15 protein-coding genes are annotated in these 15,250 nt (G+C 70.6%); 1 reads left to right on the forward strand and 14 read right to left on the reverse strand.

Annotated elements, in window-relative coordinates; genetic code table 11:
* Nucleotides 1-41: 41 nt before the first annotated feature.
* The 6 genes from ftsY to RV983_RS11545 form a co-directional block, all read right to left on the reverse strand.
* Complete coding sequence (gene ftsY / locus RV983_RS11520; RefSeq protein ID WP_475985706.1) at nucleotides 42-1,268, reverse strand: signal recognition particle-docking protein FtsY; 1,227 nt, start codon at nucleotides 1,266-1,268, stop codon at nucleotides 42-44.
* A gap of 160 nt (nucleotides 1,269-1,428) precedes the next feature.
* On the reverse strand, nucleotides 1,429-2,889 hold the full coding sequence (locus RV983_RS11525) for a sugar porter family MFS transporter (protein WP_475985707.1): 1,461 nt from the start codon (nucleotides 2,887-2,889) through the stop codon (nucleotides 1,429-1,431).
* Between the two features lie 170 nt (nucleotides 2,890-3,059).
* The gene (gene smc, locus RV983_RS11530; RefSeq protein WP_475985708.1) at nucleotides 3,060-6,617 is read right to left on the reverse strand and encodes a chromosome segregation protein SMC; all 3,558 of its coding nucleotides are present in this window, start codon (nucleotides 6,615-6,617) and stop codon (nucleotides 3,060-3,062) included.
* 174 nt (nucleotides 6,618-6,791) lie between these two features.
* Complete coding sequence (locus RV983_RS11535; RefSeq protein ID WP_475985709.1) at nucleotides 6,792-6,980, reverse strand: hypothetical protein; 189 nt, start codon at nucleotides 6,978-6,980, stop codon at nucleotides 6,792-6,794.
* A gap of 168 nt (nucleotides 6,981-7,148) precedes the next feature.
* The gene (locus RV983_RS11540) at nucleotides 7,149-7,337 is read right to left on the reverse strand and encodes a hypothetical protein (protein WP_475985710.1); all 189 of its coding nucleotides are present in this window, start codon (nucleotides 7,335-7,337) and stop codon (nucleotides 7,149-7,151) included.
* 66 nt (nucleotides 7,338-7,403) lie between these two features.
* Nucleotides 7,404-7,685 carry an acylphosphatase gene (locus RV983_RS11545; protein WP_475985711.1) on the reverse strand — a complete coding sequence of 94 codons (282 nt, stop codon included), beginning with the start codon at nucleotides 7,683-7,685 and terminating at the stop codon, nucleotides 7,404-7,406.
* A 127-nt stretch (nucleotides 7,686-7,812) separates the two neighbouring features.
* Here RV983_RS11545 and RV983_RS11550 point away from each other — a divergent pair, with 127 nt between their 5' ends.
* Nucleotides 7,813-8,700 (forward strand): CAP domain-containing protein, encoded by an 888-nt coding sequence (locus RV983_RS11550; RefSeq protein WP_475985712.1) that lies wholly within the window; start codon nucleotides 7,813-7,815, stop codon nucleotides 8,698-8,700.
* 355 nt (nucleotides 8,701-9,055) lie between these two features.
* Here the strand turns inward: RV983_RS11550 and RV983_RS11555 are convergent, their stop codons facing one another.
* The 8 genes from RV983_RS11555 to rsmD form a co-directional block, all read right to left on the reverse strand.
* On the reverse strand, nucleotides 9,056-9,856 hold the full coding sequence (locus RV983_RS11555; RefSeq protein WP_475985713.1) for a YwqG family protein: 801 nt from the start codon (nucleotides 9,854-9,856) through the stop codon (nucleotides 9,056-9,058).
* 517 nt (nucleotides 9,857-10,373) lie between these two features.
* On the reverse strand, nucleotides 10,374-11,255 hold the full coding sequence (mutM, locus tag RV983_RS11560) for a bifunctional DNA-formamidopyrimidine glycosylase/DNA-(apurinic or apyrimidinic site) lyase (protein WP_475985714.1): 882 nt from the start codon (nucleotides 11,253-11,255) through the stop codon (nucleotides 10,374-10,376).
* Between the two features lie 106 nt (nucleotides 11,256-11,361).
* The gene (gene rnc / locus RV983_RS11565) at nucleotides 11,362-12,108 is read right to left on the reverse strand and encodes a ribonuclease III (protein ID WP_475985715.1); all 747 of its coding nucleotides are present in this window, start codon (nucleotides 12,106-12,108) and stop codon (nucleotides 11,362-11,364) included.
* Nucleotides 12,109-12,127: 19 nt separating this feature from the next.
* Complete coding sequence (rpmF, locus tag RV983_RS11570) at nucleotides 12,128-12,301, reverse strand: 50S ribosomal protein L32 (protein WP_026251550.1); 174 nt, start codon at nucleotides 12,299-12,301, stop codon at nucleotides 12,128-12,130.
* A gap of 2 nt (nucleotides 12,302-12,303) precedes the next feature.
* Entirely contained in the window at nucleotides 12,304-12,930 is a 627-nt protein-coding gene (locus tag RV983_RS11575) for a YceD family protein (protein WP_475985716.1), read from the reverse strand.
* A gap of 90 nt (nucleotides 12,931-13,020) precedes the next feature.
* Complete coding sequence (locus tag RV983_RS11580; protein ID WP_475985717.1) at nucleotides 13,021-14,136, reverse strand: ATP synthase F0 subunit B; 1,116 nt, start codon at nucleotides 14,134-14,136, stop codon at nucleotides 13,021-13,023.
* A gap of 10 nt (nucleotides 14,137-14,146) precedes the next feature.
* Nucleotides 14,147-14,626, reverse strand: a complete 480-nt coding sequence (gene coaD, locus RV983_RS11585) for a pantetheine-phosphate adenylyltransferase (RefSeq protein ID WP_475985718.1) — start codon at nucleotides 14,624-14,626, stop codon at nucleotides 14,147-14,149.
* Nucleotides 14,627-14,661: 35 nt separating this feature from the next.
* The gene (rsmD, locus tag RV983_RS11590) at nucleotides 14,662-15,243 is read right to left on the reverse strand and encodes a 16S rRNA (guanine(966)-N(2))-methyltransferase RsmD (protein WP_475985719.1); all 582 of its coding nucleotides are present in this window, start codon (nucleotides 15,241-15,243) and stop codon (nucleotides 14,662-14,664) included.
* Nucleotides 15,244-15,250 lie beyond the last annotated feature (7 nt).

The following is a 15,250-nucleotide window of genomic DNA, read 5'->3' on the forward strand; positions in this document are numbered from 1 at the left end:
TGCGCCCCTTACTCATGCACCTTGGTGCGTGCGTACCGGGACTAGGAACCGATCAGCGCGTCCACGAACGCCTCGGCCTCGAAGGGGGCCAGGTCGTCCGCGCCCTCGCCCAGGCCGATGAGCTTGACGGGCACGCCCAGCTCGCGCTGGACCGCCACGACGATGCCGCCCTTGGCGGTGCCGTCGAGCTTGGTCAGCACGATGCCGGTGATGTCGACGACCTCGGCGAAGACGCGGGCCTGCACCAGGCCGTTCTGGCCGGTGGTGGCGTCGAGTACGAGCAGGACCTCGTCCACCGGGCCGTGCTTCTCCACGACGCGCTTGACCTTGCCCAGTTCGTCCATGAGGCCGGTCTTGGTGTGCAGACGGCCGGCGGTGTCGATGAGCACGACGTCCGCGCTCTCGGCGATGCCCTCCTTGACCGCGTCGAAGGCGACCGACGCGGGGTCGCCCCCCTCGGGCCCGCGCACCGTGCGGGCGCCGACCCTCTCGCCCCAGGTCTGCAGCTGGTCCGCGGCGGCGGCACGGAAGGTGTCGGCGGCACCGAGGACGACGCTGCGGCCGTCGGCGACCAGCACACGGGCGAGCTTGCCGGTGGTGGTGGTCTTGCCGGTCCCGTTGACACCGACGACCATCAGCACGGCCGGCTGGTCCGCCCCGTCCGCGTTGGGCTTGCCTTCGGTACGCAGGGTGCGGTCGAAGTCCGTGCCGACGAGGTTCAGCAACTCCTCGCGCAGCAGCGTGCGCAGCTCCGCGGGGGTCCGGGTGCCGATCACCCGCACGCGGGTGCGCAGCCGCTCGACCAGCTCCTGGGTGGGGGCGACACCGACGTCCGCGGTGAGCAGGGTGTCCTCGATCTCCTCCCAGGTGTCCTCATCCAGGTGCTCACGGGAGAGAAGGGTCAGCAGCCCCTTGCCGAGCGCGTTCTGCGAGCGGGAGAGCCGGGAGCGCAGGCGCACCAGGCGGCCCGCGGTCGGCTCGGGCAGCTCGATCTCGACGGCGGCGGGGGGCTCCTCGACGAGGACGCCCGGGCCCGCGGCCCCGTCCGAGTCGGGGAGCTCGACCTCTTCGATGGTCCGGCGGGGTTCGTCCCGCGGTTCCTCGGCCTCATCGCCGACATGGGGTTCGGCGGGGGGCGCGGTGATCGTCGGGGTCTCGGTGGGCGGTGCGGGGGGCAGCTGCTTCCTGCGGCGGCTGCCCACCACCAGCCCGCCGGCCGCGAGGATCACGACCAGGGCGATGACTACGGCAAGAATGACGGTTTCCATAACCCGTCCAGTATCGGTCACGCGGCGCCCTCCCCAGGGAGCCACCCGGGCACGGGTTCCCAAGTCCGCTCAACTGACGGCCTGTCCATGCACGCGGGGCGCCGCTCCCGGTCCCGACCGGACCGGGAGCGGCGCCACCGAGGGAGCGGGCCTGCGGGGGCTAGCCCATCTCCTCAAGGGTCTTGCCCTTCGTCTCGGGCACGAACTTGAGCACGAAGGGGATCGACAGCAGCGCGAAGGCCGTGTAGATCACGTACGTCAGCGACAGGTTCCAGTCGGCCAGGCTCGGGAAGCTGGCGGTGATCACCCAGTTGGCGATCCACTGCGCCGACGCGGCGACGCCGAGCGCCGCGGCCCGGATGCGGTTCGGGAACATCTCGCCGAGGAAGACCCACACCACGACACCCCACGACAGGGCGAAGAACAGCACGAAGGCGTGCGCGCCGACCAGCGCCACGGCGCCCTCGGCACCCGGCAGGGTGATGTGGCCGCCGCTGCCGGTCTTGTGGGAGAAGGCCCAGGCGACCAGACCCAGGGAGATCGCCATGCCCACGGAGCCGATGAGCGCCAGCGGCTTGCGGCCGATCCGGTCGACGAAGACCATCGCGATCACGGTGCCGATGATGTTGATGATCGACGTGGTGAACGAGTACAGGAACGAGCTGCTCGGGTCGATGCCGACGGACTGCCACAGCGTGGCGGAGTAGTAGAAGATCACGTTGATGCCGACGAGCTGCTGGAACACCGACAGCCCGATGCCGATCCACACGATCGGGGCGAAGCCGAAGCGCCCGCCCAGCAGGTCCTTGAACGTGGACCGGTGCTCGCTGCTCATGTGGGAGCGGATCTCGGCGACACGGGCGTCGGTGTCGACGCCCTCGCCCTCGATGTCGCGCAGCACCTTCTTGGCCTCCGTGAGACGGCCGACGGAGATCAGGAACCGGGGTGACTCGGGGATCGTGAAGGACAGCACGCCGTACAGGACGGCGGGCACAACCATGACGCCGAGCATGAACTGCCAGGCCTCGACACCCAGCACCTGGCCACGCTGGTCGCCGCCGGCGGCCTGCAGGATGCCCCAGTTGACGAGCTGCGACACCGCGATGCCGATCACGATCGCGGCCTGCTGGAACGAGCCGAGCCGTCCGCGGTAGGCGGCGGGGGCGACCTCGGCGATGTAGGCGGGGCCGATGACCGACGCCATGCCGATGGCGAAGCCGCCGATGATCCGCCAGGCGGCCAGGTCCCACAGGGCGAAGGGCAGCGCGGAGCCGATGGCGCTGATGGTGAAGAGCGCCGCGGCGATCCGCATCACCCGGATGCGGCCGATGCGGTCGGCGATCCTGCCGGCGGTGGCGGCGCCGATGGCGCAGCCGATCAGCGCGATGGCGACGACCTGGGCGAGTGCGGCGGACCCGATGTCGTACTTCCCGCGGATGCCCTCGACGGCGCCGTTGATGACGGAGCTGTCGTAGCCGAAGAGGAAGCCGCCCATGGCGGCGGCCGCGGTGATGAAGATGACGTGGCCGAGATCGGCATGGCCCGCCGTGCCGGACGTGTGTGCGGTGGTGGTCACTGGAGAATCTCCCGGACTCTGCGTCGAGCCCACAGATAGGGGCATGAGCTACGAGTGCCGGGACTCCCCAAGTCGCCATCACTCGAACACTAAGAGAACATCGCAGACCCTAATCATTTAAGTTTCAAAGTCAAGACGCATACTTGGACCGCACAAGGGAAGGCAATCCCGCCCCGCTCCCCTTTATTTGTTCACTGATTGAACCCGAACGGCCCTCATGCCTTCAATCGCTGACTGATCACCTTCGAGACGCCGTCGCCCTGCATGGAGACGCCGTACAGCGCGTCCGCCACCTCCATGGTGCGCTTCTGGTGCGTGATCACGATCAGCTGTGAGCTCTCCTGGAGCTCGCGCATGATGCCGATCAGCCGCTGCAGGTTGGTGTCGTCCAGTGCCGCCTCGACCTCGTCCATCACGTAGAAGGGGCTGGGCCGCGCCTTGAAGATCGACACAAGGAGCGCGACAGCGGTCAGCGAGCGCTCGCCGCCCGACAGCAGCGACAGTCGCTTGACCTTCTTGCCCGGCGGCCGCGCCTCCACATCCACACCTGTGGTCAGCATGTTCTCCGGATCGGTGAGGATCAGCCGGCCGTCGCCGCCCGGGAAGAGCCGCGAGAAGACGCCCTCGAACTCGCGTGCCGTGTCGTGGTACGCGGAGGTGAACACCTGCTCGACGCGCTCGTCGACCTCCTTGACGACCTGGAGCAGGTCGGCGCGCGTCTTGCGGAGGTCCTCCAGTTGCTCGGACAGGAACTTGTGCCGCTCCTCCAGCGCCGCGAACTCCTCCAGCGCCAGCGGGTTGACCTTGCCCAGCTGCTGGTACGCGCGCTCCGCCGCCTTCAGGCGCTTCTCCTGCTCGCCGCGGTGGTAGGCGCGGGGCATGTTGCGGGGGTGCTCCGGGTCCTCCGGCAGCTCCTCGCCCTCGGCGGGCGGCGACGGCGGCACGGGCTGGTCAGGGCCGTACTCGGCGATCAGCCCGGCCGGCTCGACGCCGTGCTCCTCCAGCGCCTTCGCCTCCATCTGCTCGATGCGCATCCGCTTCTCGGCGCCCAGCACCTCGCCCTTGTGCACGAAGTCCGTCAGCCGGTCCAGTTCGGACTTCAGCTCCCGCCCCTGGCGGCGCTCGGTGTCCAGCTCCGCCTCCCGCTCCGCCTTGGCCCGCTCGGCCGCCGCGCGCTCCGCCTCGGCGCGGGTGAGCGACACCTGCACGTACGCCAGCAGCCCGTGCGTGCCCTTGAGCACGGCGGAGGCGACCTGCGCCTCGTACGCCAGACGCGCCTTGCGCCGTTCCGCGCGGGCCCGCGCCTCCCGCTCCGCGCCGGCGGCCCGGTCGAGGCCGTCGGCGCGGCCGGCGAGACCCTTGACGCGCTCCTCGTGCGTACGCACCTGGAGCCGCGCCTCCATCTCCGTCTGGCGGGCGTTGGCGCCGTCGGCGGCGAGCCGGTCGCGCACGGAGGTGTCCGGCTCCTCCTCGGCAGGCGCGGCCTCCGCCTCGCTGAGACGGAACGACAGCTCCCCGAACTCCTCTATGGCGGCGGCCATCGACTCCTCGGCGCGTCCCACCGCCGCGGCCGAGCGCTCCGCCTCCCCGCCCGCGGCCCGGGCCTGGCCACCCAGCCGGCCCAACTGCTGGGCGACGGCGGACTTCTCCTTCTCGGCCGCGCGGCGCCGCTGCGTGAGCTCGTCGACCTGGCGGGCGGCCGCGGTCCTGCGCTCCTTGGCGAGGCCCTGCGCCTCCGCGAGCTCCGCGCAGCGCACGGCGAGCGACTCCAGTTCCGCCGCCGCCTCGTCCACGGCGGCCTGGACCTCCAGCAGACTGGGCGCCCCGGCCGAACCGCCGTGCGCGAAGTGGGCGCCCAGGACGTCGCCTTCGGTGGTGACGGCGGTCAGCGCGGGATGGCCGGACACCAGCGTCTCGGCGTCGGCGAGGGTGTCCACGACGACGTAGTCCCGCAGCAGCCGGCGCACCGCGGGCAGCAGCGCGTCGGGCCCCGCGACCAGCGAGGCGGCCGAACGGCCTCCCAGGGGAAGGGCTGCGCCCTCCCCCGCCGCCGTGTCGCCCGCCACCAGGAGCGCCGCGCGCCCGGCGTCGTCCTTGCGCAGCAGGCGCAGCGCCTCTGCCGCGGCCGAGGGTCCGGAGACCGCGACGGCGTCGGCGGCGGCGCCCAGCGCGGCGGCCACCGCGGCCTCGTGCCCAGGGGCGACGGTGAGCAGTTCGGCTGCCGGACCGAGCAGCCCGGTCAGCCGGTCGCCGGCGGCGAGCAGGGCACCGGTGCCGTCCTTGCGGCGCAGCCCCATGGCCAGGGCCTCGTGACGGGCCGCCAGGGCCGCCCGCTGACGTTCGGCGACGGTCGCGGCCTCACGGGCGGCGGAGTGCGCCTCGTCGGCGCCGGCCTGCTCGGCCTTCGCGGCGTCCAGGCGTTCGTCCAGCTCGGTGTCGCCGGCGTCCAGGTCCTCGACCTGGACGCGGAGTTCCTCGTACTCCTCCTGCGCCGACTCCGCACGCTCACGGGCCTCGTCGCGGGCGGCCGCGAGCCGGCCGATCTCGGCCTCGGCGGACCCGGCCTTGGAGCGCGCGGCGTTGACCTGGCCCTGCAGCCGCGCCAGCCCCTCACGGCGGTCGGCGATCGCCCGGGCGGCGGCCTTGAGTGCCTTGTCCTCCTCGGCGAGGCGGCGTTCGAGTTCGGCCCGGTGGTGGACCGTGTCGTCCAGGGCGCGCTGCGCGGCGTCCAGGGACTCGGAGAGTTCCGCCTCCTGCTCGCGGATGCGGACGGCCTCGCGCTCCATGTCCTCCGGGTCGCGGCCGCGGCGCTCCTCGGGCTGCTGCGCCGTGGCGTGGCGCACCCGCTGCTCGGCCAGGCCGATGGTGCCGCGGACCCGCTCGGCCAGCTGCGACAGCCCGTACCAGGTGGCCTGGGCGTCGGCCAGGCGCGGGGCCAGGGCACGCACCTGCTCCTCCAGCCGGGCCTCGCGCTGGATCGCGGCGGCCAGCTCCGTCTCGACGGTGTCGCGGCGCTCCTTGAGGGCGGCCTCGTCGGCGACCTCGGTGCGCAGCGCCTCCCGCAGGGTGACGAGGTCGTCGGCCAGCAGGCGCAGACGCGCGTCGCGCAGGTCGGCCTGGATGACCGCCGCCCGCCGGGCCACCTGGGCCTGCCGCCCCAGCGGCTTCAGCTGGCGCCGCAGTTCGCCGGTGAGGTCCTGCACACGGGCGAGGTTCGCCTGCATCGAGTCCAGCTTGCGCAGCGCCTTTTCCTTGCGCTTACGGTGCTTCAGAACTCCGGCGGCCTCCTCGATGAAGGCGCGCCGGCCCATCGGATCGGCGTGCAGCACCGAATCCAACTGCCCCTGGCCGACGATGACGTGCATTTCGCGGCCGATACCGGAGTCCGAGAGGAGTTCCTGGATGTCGAGCAGCCGGCACGTGTCGCCGTTGATCTGATATTCGCTGCCGCCATTGCGGAACATGATCCGCGTGATGGTGACCTCGGCATAGTCGATCGGCAGGGCGCCGTCGCTGTTGTCGATGGTCAGCGACACCTCGGCACGGCCGAGCGGCGGGCGCCCGGTCGTACCGGCGAAGATGACGTCCTCCATCTTGCCGCCGCGCAGTGACTTCGCGCCCTGCTCGCCCATGACCCAGGACAGCGCGTCCACGACATTGGACTTGCCGGAGCCGTTCGGTCCCACGACACAGGTGATTCCTGGTTCGAATCGCAGCGTCGTCGCCGAGGCGAATGACTTGAACCCGCGCAGGGTCAGGCTCTTCAGGTGCACGCCGTGGGACTCTACCTGCCGGTCCCGGTTTCACCGAGGAATGCCGGGGGCACATGGAACGTGAGGGCGGAGATCATGGGAGGGTGAGGGGGCGGGAAACGACGAAGGGACGCCGGGGCGTCCCTTGCACATTCCCAAACGGGGTCGTTTCCACTGTCCGGCCGAAAGGCCGGATCAAGCGAGAACCGGCTCCGGGTGAGGTACGTCGACGAACTCGCGCGAAGCGGCGGCAAGCGCATCATTCTCGGCCTGGATCCGTACGAGTTCGGTTTCCAGGTCCTGGACGCGCTGCTGCAGCCTTCGCATCTCGGAGAGAAGTCGCGGGTCGGGACCGCCGACGTAACCGAGAAGCGCCTTTGCCATGATGGATGGTCCTCCACGCTGAGTGACCGACCGTTGAGCGGTGTGGGTCGTGGGTGAGGGGTTAGGAGACACCCGCGCCGTGTGCGCCGAGACTGCCCTTCGCCATGCATACAGCCCCGGTGCGCGGGGCTTCCAGCGTCTCACCAAATAGTTTGACGGTCAACACGATCACAGCCCGGCCGTCGGGTGCGCCTGGGAATTCACGGTGCGTACCGGCACCGGGGGCGTCCCGCGTGGGGTGGAGGAATAGGCCGGAGAATGTTCCCGGAAGATCACCGAATCCTCGATGTCGGCAGCCTTCCACGCGGTGCGGAAAATGGCAACCTCCTTGACGCTCTTGCCAAGTGCGATTGCCATTGATCTTCCCCGTCCGCCCTACCTGCGAGGACACACCGGAATGGGCGGGGTGCCGATCGCGAGGTCTCAGCGAATCGCGAAGCCGTCGTAGCCGCCGCGCGGCTCTCCCCAGATCTCCGTGACGCCGTCGACGCGTCCGGGCGTGTCGCCCGTGCGCAGCGAGTGCAGGAGTCGGTCGCACAGAATACGGTCACCCTCGGCCACGACCTGGACCCTGCCGTCCGAGAGATTGCTCACATAGCCGGCCAGGTCGCCGATCTCCAGAGCGCTGGCTCGCGTCCACCAGCGGAAACCCACCTGGTGAACACGGCCGCGGACCCATGCGGTGAGGCGGACAGTCTCGTTCACGGAGGCACGCTAACCCGCCAGTTGCTCAGGGTTCACACCTGCCCCGCCAATGTTTCGGTACAGTCACGCCGCAACAGGACTCACCCGAACGGGTGAACGCCGTCGTCGATGTGAAGGACTGCACCGGATGGGCCGCCACAGCCGTAATGTCGTTGAGCCGGCGCCAGTCGCAGAGGCGCCGCGCCCCCGCGGCCACCGCAGCAGCGCACGGCGACGCAAGAGCAACCCCGTGCGGACCGGCCTTCTGGCCTCTTCCGCGGCGCTCGCCGTGGGCGCGATAGGCGTCTCCAGCGGTCTGCTGCCGTCGCCCGACGGCTCGGGCGGTATCTCGTACCACGACAACGGGCCGGGGCAGATCCAGGCCGCAGGGATCCCGAACTCCAGCAGCCCGCAGGATCTGGGCATCGTCCCCGCGGACCGGCCCTCCGAGCCGGCCAGCCGTGGCGACGCGCGTGCGACACCGCCCAGATCGACGCCGCCCTCCGCTCCCCCGACCAGCGCGACGCCCGAGGCGCCGACCCCCACACCCACCCGCACGGCCCCCACCACCGCCCCGGCCACGCCGCCGACCTCGGCCCCCCCGTCGGTGGTGCCGACCACTCCGCCGGCCACCGCCCCCGCCGTGGAGAACGGCTCCGAGAGCGCCGCCGAGGCCGCGGTCCTCGCCCTGGTGAACCAGCAGCGCGCCACGGCGGGCTGCCAGCCGGTCACCGACGACCAGCAGCTGGACGCCCTCGCCTCGGACTTCAGCGCCGACATGGCCGCCCGCGCCTTCTTCGACCACACCGACCCCGACGGCGACGACCCCTGGGACCGCGCCGCGCAGGCCGGCGTGAAGGACCTCGGCGGTGAGAACATCGCCCGCGGCCAGGCCACCGCGGAGGAGGTCATGACCGCCTGGATGAACAGCGACGGCCACCGCGCCAACATCCTCAACTGCGACTTCAAGACCCTCGGCGTCGGCGCGGTCTTCGGCGACGGCGGCCCCTGGTGGACCCAGGACTTCGGCTACTGAGAAAGATGCAGGTCACAGACCTGTCAGACGGCTTGGGCCGTCCCCGGGCCGTCGTCGGTCTCAGGCTTGAAGCGGAATACGCGATCGACAGCGGCCTCGTCCATCCAGTCGTCCATCTCCTACGAACCGCTCGACGTCACCGGCGGGACCGAGGTCGAGTACCCCGAGGAAGGCCGCTTCGCCAACACCGGCGTCATCCCACGCCTGGACACGATCGGCAAGACCAGGGGTCACGGCCACATTGCGGGCGGGGGACAAGCCTGCCCGAGTGGCCGGCAAGCTTTCGGCCCCCGAATCATGCTCGACCCCAGCCCAGGCAGGCCACCGGCCGAACCCGCTCCACCGACCTCAGCTGTCAGTGGCAGTCGAAGCGCCAGTCCCAGGGGAGACCGGGGCACTGGCGGCAATGGAAGAAGTAGACGCCGCCGCAGTCGCCCAACTGTATGTCGTCGGTGATGGTCAGAAGGTGCTCCATGCGGTGTCCGATCTCGCAGTCCGGCCAGTCGGCAGGCTGCGTCCAGGCGGGCCAGCCACCGACCTTCGTGCCGATGAGGTTGGAGTCGGGTGGCCACTCGGCGTGACCCGTCGGCAACCGGAGACGACGTTCCCAGGTCTCCTCCATGTCCTTGGGCAGATCAAGCCACCTCGGAAAGTCCTCCGCAACCATCGGGGACAACGTGGACGGTTCCGGCATGTTGTCCTCGTCGTACTCCCCCTCGCTCACCTCCGGGGGCTCGGACAGCAGCCCTCCAGCCACGACCTCCGCCTCGTTGCGCCAGTACAGCTGCGGCATCACCGGCCCTGGATCCTGCTCGTGGATGAGCGCGCACCACACCAGCTGGAGCAGATCCTTCCCCTCCGGGAACTCCAATCCCGGGACATCACGGGCGAACAGCTGGAGGATCGGCACCATCGGCACGGCCCCCGGGTCGGTACGGTTGCGCCAGGTGGACCCGGACGTCCAGTGGTCTTCCTGTGCGCAGTACGGCCACGGCTCGTCCGCGGGCCACAGCAACTTGCCTCCCAGCGAACTCTCCCGCACGCCTGGGTCGCCGGGCTCGGGGTTGAGGAGGATGGTCTCCCTGGCAAGGTCCGCGTACTCCGGTATCAGGGTACGCAGATCCTTCGCAGGCAACTCGGGTGTATCGCCGGGCATCGTGGCTCCTCATGGCGTACAGACATCGACGGGACTCTGCGGGCACGCTAGTACGCGCCACAGACAACCCCTGCACGCAGGAGGAAGTCGCCAAGGACATGGGTGGTGACAGTGCCACGGCGCCTTGCCGCATTGAGGGGATCGAGCGTGCCACAGCCGTGCCACGTGAGGCGGTGCCGAACGAGGACCCACGGGGAACAGCGGTGACGAGACCGCGCTGCTGCAGGTCAGCGTCCGCCCAGGTGAGGCAGGGTCCGCAGCCTCAGTCTTCGAAACTGGGGCCACTGAGCACGCGCCGCTCGCTGTCAGGCGTCCGGGCCGCCCGGCGTTCGCGCTGACCCCGGGAAGCGCGAACCAGGGGTTCAGCGCATGGCAGGGTGCCACGTGGGCGCTGGTGCTGCGCCGGGGCGCGGCCGGCCCATCCGCCGCGGGTGGGCTGCGGCCTCACTCCACCGGGCCGGGACACGGCCGGGTGGCCGATGGCCCGCGCCGGGGTCGTGCCGTCGGTGCCGCGCGGCTACGTCGTGCGGGCGGTCGTGGGGCGGGGCGGCCGCTGGCAGCGCGGGCAGAAATAGCTCGAACGGTTCATCCACGGCCGGCGGCGGATCGGCGTACCGCAGCGGCGGCAGGGTTCGTCCTCACGCCCGTATGCGTCCAGGGACCGGTCGAAGTAGCCGGACTCCCCGTTGACGTTGACATACAGGCTGTCGAAACTCGTGCCACCTGCCGCCAGGGCGTCGCCCATCACCTCGCGGATGTGGACGAGCAGCTCGTCGGTCAGCGGCCGGGTGAGGGTGGCGGTGGGGCGCTCGTAGTGCAGTTTGGTGCGCCAGAGCGCCTCGTCGGCGTAGATGTTGCCGACGCCGCTGATCAGGGACTGGTCCAGCAGCGCGCGCTTGACGGTCGTACGGCGACGGCGCAGCGCCGTGTGGAAGGCGGCGTCGTCGAAGGCGGAGTCGAGCGGGTCGCGGGCGATATGCGACAGGGGCCCTGGCAGCCCCTCCGGGTCGCCGGGGACTGATTCGTGCAGGGACAGGCCGCCGAAGGTGCGCTGGTCGACGAAGCGCAGTTCCGTGCCGAGGGCGTCGTCGAAGCCCACGCGGACGCGTAGGTGCGTCTCGGCCGGCGCGTCCTCCGGCTGGACGAGCAGCTGCCCGCTCATGCCGAGGTGGCCGAGGAGCGTGAGCGAGGAGTCCTCCAGTGGCAGCCAGAGGTACTTGCCGCGGCGTCGGGCCGGGCCGAGGGTCACACCCTTCAGCCGGTCCGCGAAGTCCTCGGCCCCGGCGAGATGCCGGCGGACGGCTCGCGGGTGCAGGACCTCCGCGTCGGCGACGGTGCGGCCGCTGACCCAGCGCTCCAGACCGCGCCGCACCACCTCGACCTCGGGCAGCTCGGGCACGGCGTGCACTCCTCTCGGCGGGTTCGGCGGGCCGATGTCCCCGCCGGGAAAAACCGGAAGGGTCCTCCCGGACGGCCTGGGGCCGGCCGGGAGGACCCGACGGTGTTCAGCTCACGGCAGCCGTGTCGCCGTCCCGCTTGGCGCGGATCGCACGCCACGCGGCCTCGGCGGCCTGCTGCTCGGCTTCCTTCTTGCTGCGGCCGGTGCCGGTGCCGTACTCGACACCACCGACGCGGGCGGCAGCCGTGAAGGTCTTCTCGTGGTCGGGTCCGGTCTCGGTGACCACGTACTCCGGGACGCCGAGGCCCTCGCCCGCGGTCAGTTCCTGGAGGCTGGTCTTCCAGTCCAGGCCCGCCCCGAGGTTGGAGGACTTCTCGATCAGTGGATCGAAGAGCCGGTGGACCAACTCGGATGCGGCGTCCAGTCCCTGGTCCATGTAGACCGCCCCGATCACCGCCTCCAGCGTGTCCGCCAGAATCGATGCCTTGTCCCTGCCGCCCGTACCCTCCTCGCCCCGTCCCAGGCGGACGAAGCTGCCCAGGTCCAGGCCGCGACCCACATCGGCCAGCGCGCGCGAGTTGACCACCGCTGCCCGCAGCTTGGCGAGCGTGCCCTCCGGGAGATCCGGATGACCGCGGTAGAGGGTGTCGGTGACCACCAGGCCGAGCACGGAGTCCCCGAGGAACTCCAGCCGCTCGTTGGTGGGCAGACCGCCGTTCTCGTACGCGTACGAGCGGTGGGTCAGCGCGCGTACCAGAAGGGCGGGTTCGAGTGTGTACCCGAGCCGCCCTTCCAGAACCGCGGGGGACGAGGATGCCTTACCGGCGTCTGTCGACGTTGTTCCGTCCGACATGAGGCCCCTCACCCGCCGATCAGACCTCGAGGACCTGACGACGGTTGTAGGTGCCGCAGCTCGGGCACGCGATGTGCTGCTGCTTCGGCTCGTGGCAACGCTCGCACGCCACCAGGCTCACGGGCGCAGCCTTCCACTGCGAACGGCGGTGGCGCGTGTTGCTGCGCGACATCTTCCGCTTCGGAACAGCCACGGCTACTTCTCCTGGTTCTCGTCGGCGCCCTCGTCGGCACCGCTCAGCTGAATGTTCTGCAGGGCCGCCCAACGGATGTCGGCGGCCTCATGACGGTGGTCCGGGTCGTCCGCCAGCCGTGCCCCGCATTCGGAGCACAGACCGGGACAGTCGTCCTGGCACACCGGCTGCAGCGGCAGTTCGAGAACCACCGCGTCCCGCAGCACGGGCTCGAGGTCGAACAGGTCGGCCTCGAGGAGGTGAGTGTCCTCCTCCTCCGCGTCGTCACCGGCGTCGGCGGCACCGTGGTGCCCACCGGTCCGGGTGTCGGCGTCGGGGTAGGAGTACAGCTCCTGGAATTCCGTGTCGAGCTCGCGCTCGACCGGCTCCAGACACCTTACGCACTCCCCCGCGAGCGGTGCGTGGGCGGTGCCCGTGACGAGCACCCCTTCCATCACCGACTCCAGGCGGAGGTCCAGCGTGATCTCTGCGCCCTCACGGACGCCGATGACCTCGACACCGAGATCCTTCGGCGCCGGAACCGTGCGGGAGATCTTCTTCATCGCGCCAGGACGACGCCCCAGCTCATGCGTGTCGAACACGAGCGGGTTGCGGTGGTCGAGGCGGGTGTTCAGAGCTCCTGCTTTCATCGGTTCGGTGCCCGTTCGCCGGGGGGCGGCGGGCACGACAAAGCGCCGGGGATCACACGGCTGAGGGATCAGGATACCGGTCCCTCGGGCTCAGCCCAAACCACGCTCCTGCTCCAGCTCCCGCAGGCGGTTCAGGTCGATCATGCTGGTGTCGAAGAAGCTGGTCTCGTCCAGCGCCGCGCCCTGGGGCTGCTGGTGCTGCTGGTGCGGGATGTACTGCTGCTGCTGCTCGTAGCCGCCCTGGGGCTGCTGCGGCTGCTGCTGCTGCTGCCAGCCGTAGTTCGGGTCGTAGTACGCCTGCTGCTGCGGCTGGGCCGCGTATGGGTCGGCGTACTGGGCGTGCTGCTGCTGGTAGGGGTCCTGCTGCGGTTGCTGCTGTTGCTGGTACGGGTCGGGCTGCTGGTAGCCGTAGGCCGGCTGCTGACCTGTGTTCCCGTCGTACTGGTACTCCCCCGGGGCCGCGGGGGCGGCCAGGCCCGCCAGGTAATCGGCGTCCGACTGGCCGGGGTCGTGGCCCTCGGAGTCAGCACCGTCGTGGGACGCCAGGTGGGCGCCCAGTTCGTCGATCGGACGGTGCCCGGTCAGCTTCAGCCGGCCGCGGCCGACGGCCTCCAGGGTCTTGCTCAGCACCGCCTCGAAGGCGCCCAGCTTGGCGTCCACGTACTCGTCGGCGCTGCGGCGCAGCGTCTCGGGGTCGGCACTGCGCTCCGGCGCGTCGTCGTCCTCGTACGGGTAGCCGTTCTCGTCCAGCGCGGGGCCGTAGCCGTGTCCGAGCAGCTTCTCGCGGCCGCGGTCGACCGAGCCGATGGTCTTGGTGAGGACGACCTCGAAGTTGGCCAGCTTGCTGTCCACATAGTCGTCGGCCTCGGCCCGGATCTCGGTGGCCTCGCGCTGCGCCTCGGTGACGATGCGCTCGGCCTCCTGCTGGGACCGCCGGGCGATCTCGGTGTCGGAGATCAGCGAACCGCGCTCGGCGTGCGCGGATTCGAGGATCCGGCCGGCCTCGGCGCGGGCCTCCTCGACCATCTGCTCCCGGCCGCCCAGCAGCTGCTGGGCCTGGGAGAGCGAGTCCGGCAGCGCGGCCCGCACGTCTTCGAGCATGGCGAGCAGCTCGGCACGGTTGACCACGCAGGAGGCCGACATCGGCATGGACCGGGCGGCCTCGACGGCGGCCACGATCTCATCGAGCTTCATCTGGACGTCCACGTCACAGACTCTACTGCTGCGCGAGCTTCTTCTTGAGGGCCTCCAGCACGACGGGGGGCAGCAAGTGGGCGACGTCACCGCCCCATTGCGCCACCTCCTTGACGAGACTGGAGGACAGGAAGCTGTAGGTGGGGTTGGTGGGGACGAAGAGCGTCTCCACCCCGGACAGCCCGTTGTTCATCTGGGCCATCTGCAGCTCGTAGTCGAAGTCGCTGACCGCGCGCAGCCCCTTGACGATGGCGGGGATGTCGCGCTGTTTGCAGAAGTCGACGAGCAGGCCGTGGAAGGCCTCGACCCGGACGTTCCCGTAGTCGGCGGCGACCTCCTGGATGAGGGCGATGCGCTCCTCGATCGAGAACAGCCCCTGCTTGGACTTGTTGATCATCACGGCCACATAGACCTCGTCATAGAGACGGGAGGCACGGGCGATGATGTCGAGGTGTCCATTGGTGACGGGGTCGAAGGACCCCGGACAGACTGCGCGGCGCAACGGTGACTCCTCGCTCTGAGGGCTCTGCGGCTGGTTCATGACGCGTCAGTGACGTCGGCGGCGCGACCGTACCAAAGCGTTCCTTCGCCGTAGCGGCGGGCCCGCAGCCCTTCGAAGCCCTCGGGCCAGCGGAATTCCCCGCCTCGGGTGCTTCGCTCCACGGTGGCGACCGCGTCGGCGTCGAGCCAGCCCTGCGTACGGAGTGTGAGCAGGATCTCTCGCAGCTCGTCGTCGGTGACGGCGTACGGCGGGTCCAGGAAGACCACGTCGTACGGATCCTGCGGGGCCGGTCCGGCGATCACCTTCTCGGCCTTGCCGGCCCGCACCTCGGCACCGGGCATGCCGAGGGTGCGTACGTTGTCCTGGATGACGCGCGCGGCCCGCGGGTCGGCCTCGACCAGCAGTACATGCTCGGCCCCGCGGGACAGCGCCTCCAGACCGACGGCGCCCGAACCGCCGTAGAGGTCGATCACCCGAGCGCCCGTCAGGGTGCCGCGCAGCGACTGCCAGGTGGAGAACAACCCCTCCTTGGCCCGGTCCGAGGTGGGGCGGGTGCCGTTGCCCGGCGGTACGGCCAGGCGGCGGCCACCGGCGGCTCCGGCGATCACGCGGGTCATCTGCGGC

The sequence above is a fragment of the Streptomyces sp. RLA123 genome, assembly GCF_056270165.1.

Bases quoted from the DNA above. Each gene is read 5' to 3' on its own strand.
- ftsY (WP_475985706.1), bottom strand. From the start codon at position 1,268: ATGGAAACCGTCATTCTTGCCGTAGTCATCGCCCTGGTCGTGATCCTC.
- RV983_RS11525 (WP_475985707.1), bottom strand. From the start codon at position 2,889: ATGCCCCTATCTGTGGGCTCGACGCAGAGTCCGGGAGATTCTCCAGTG.
- RV983_RS11535 (WP_475985709.1), bottom strand. From the start codon at position 6,980: ATGGCAAAGGCGCTTCTCGGTTACGTCGGCGGTCCCGACCCGCGACTT.
- RV983_RS11540 (WP_475985710.1), bottom strand. From the start codon at position 7,337: ATGGCAATCGCACTTGGCAAGAGCGTCAAGGAGGTTGCCATTTTCCGC.
- RV983_RS11550 (WP_475985712.1), top strand. From the start codon at position 7,813: ATGGGCCGCCACAGCCGTAATGTCGTTGAGCCGGCGCCAGTCGCAGAG.
- RV983_RS11555 (WP_475985713.1), bottom strand. From the start codon at position 9,856: ATGCCCGGCGATACACCCGAGTTGCCTGCGAAGGATCTGCGTACCCTG.
- rnc (WP_475985715.1), bottom strand. From the start codon at position 12,108: ATGTCGGACGGAACAACGTCGACAGACGCCGGTAAGGCATCCTCGTCC.
- RV983_RS11575 (WP_475985716.1), bottom strand. From the start codon at position 12,930: ATGAAAGCAGGAGCTCTGAACACCCGCCTCGACCACCGCAACCCGCTC.
- rsmD (WP_475985719.1), bottom strand. From the start codon at position 15,243: ATGACCCGCGTGATCGCCGGAGCCGCCGGTGGCCGCCGCCTGGCCGTA.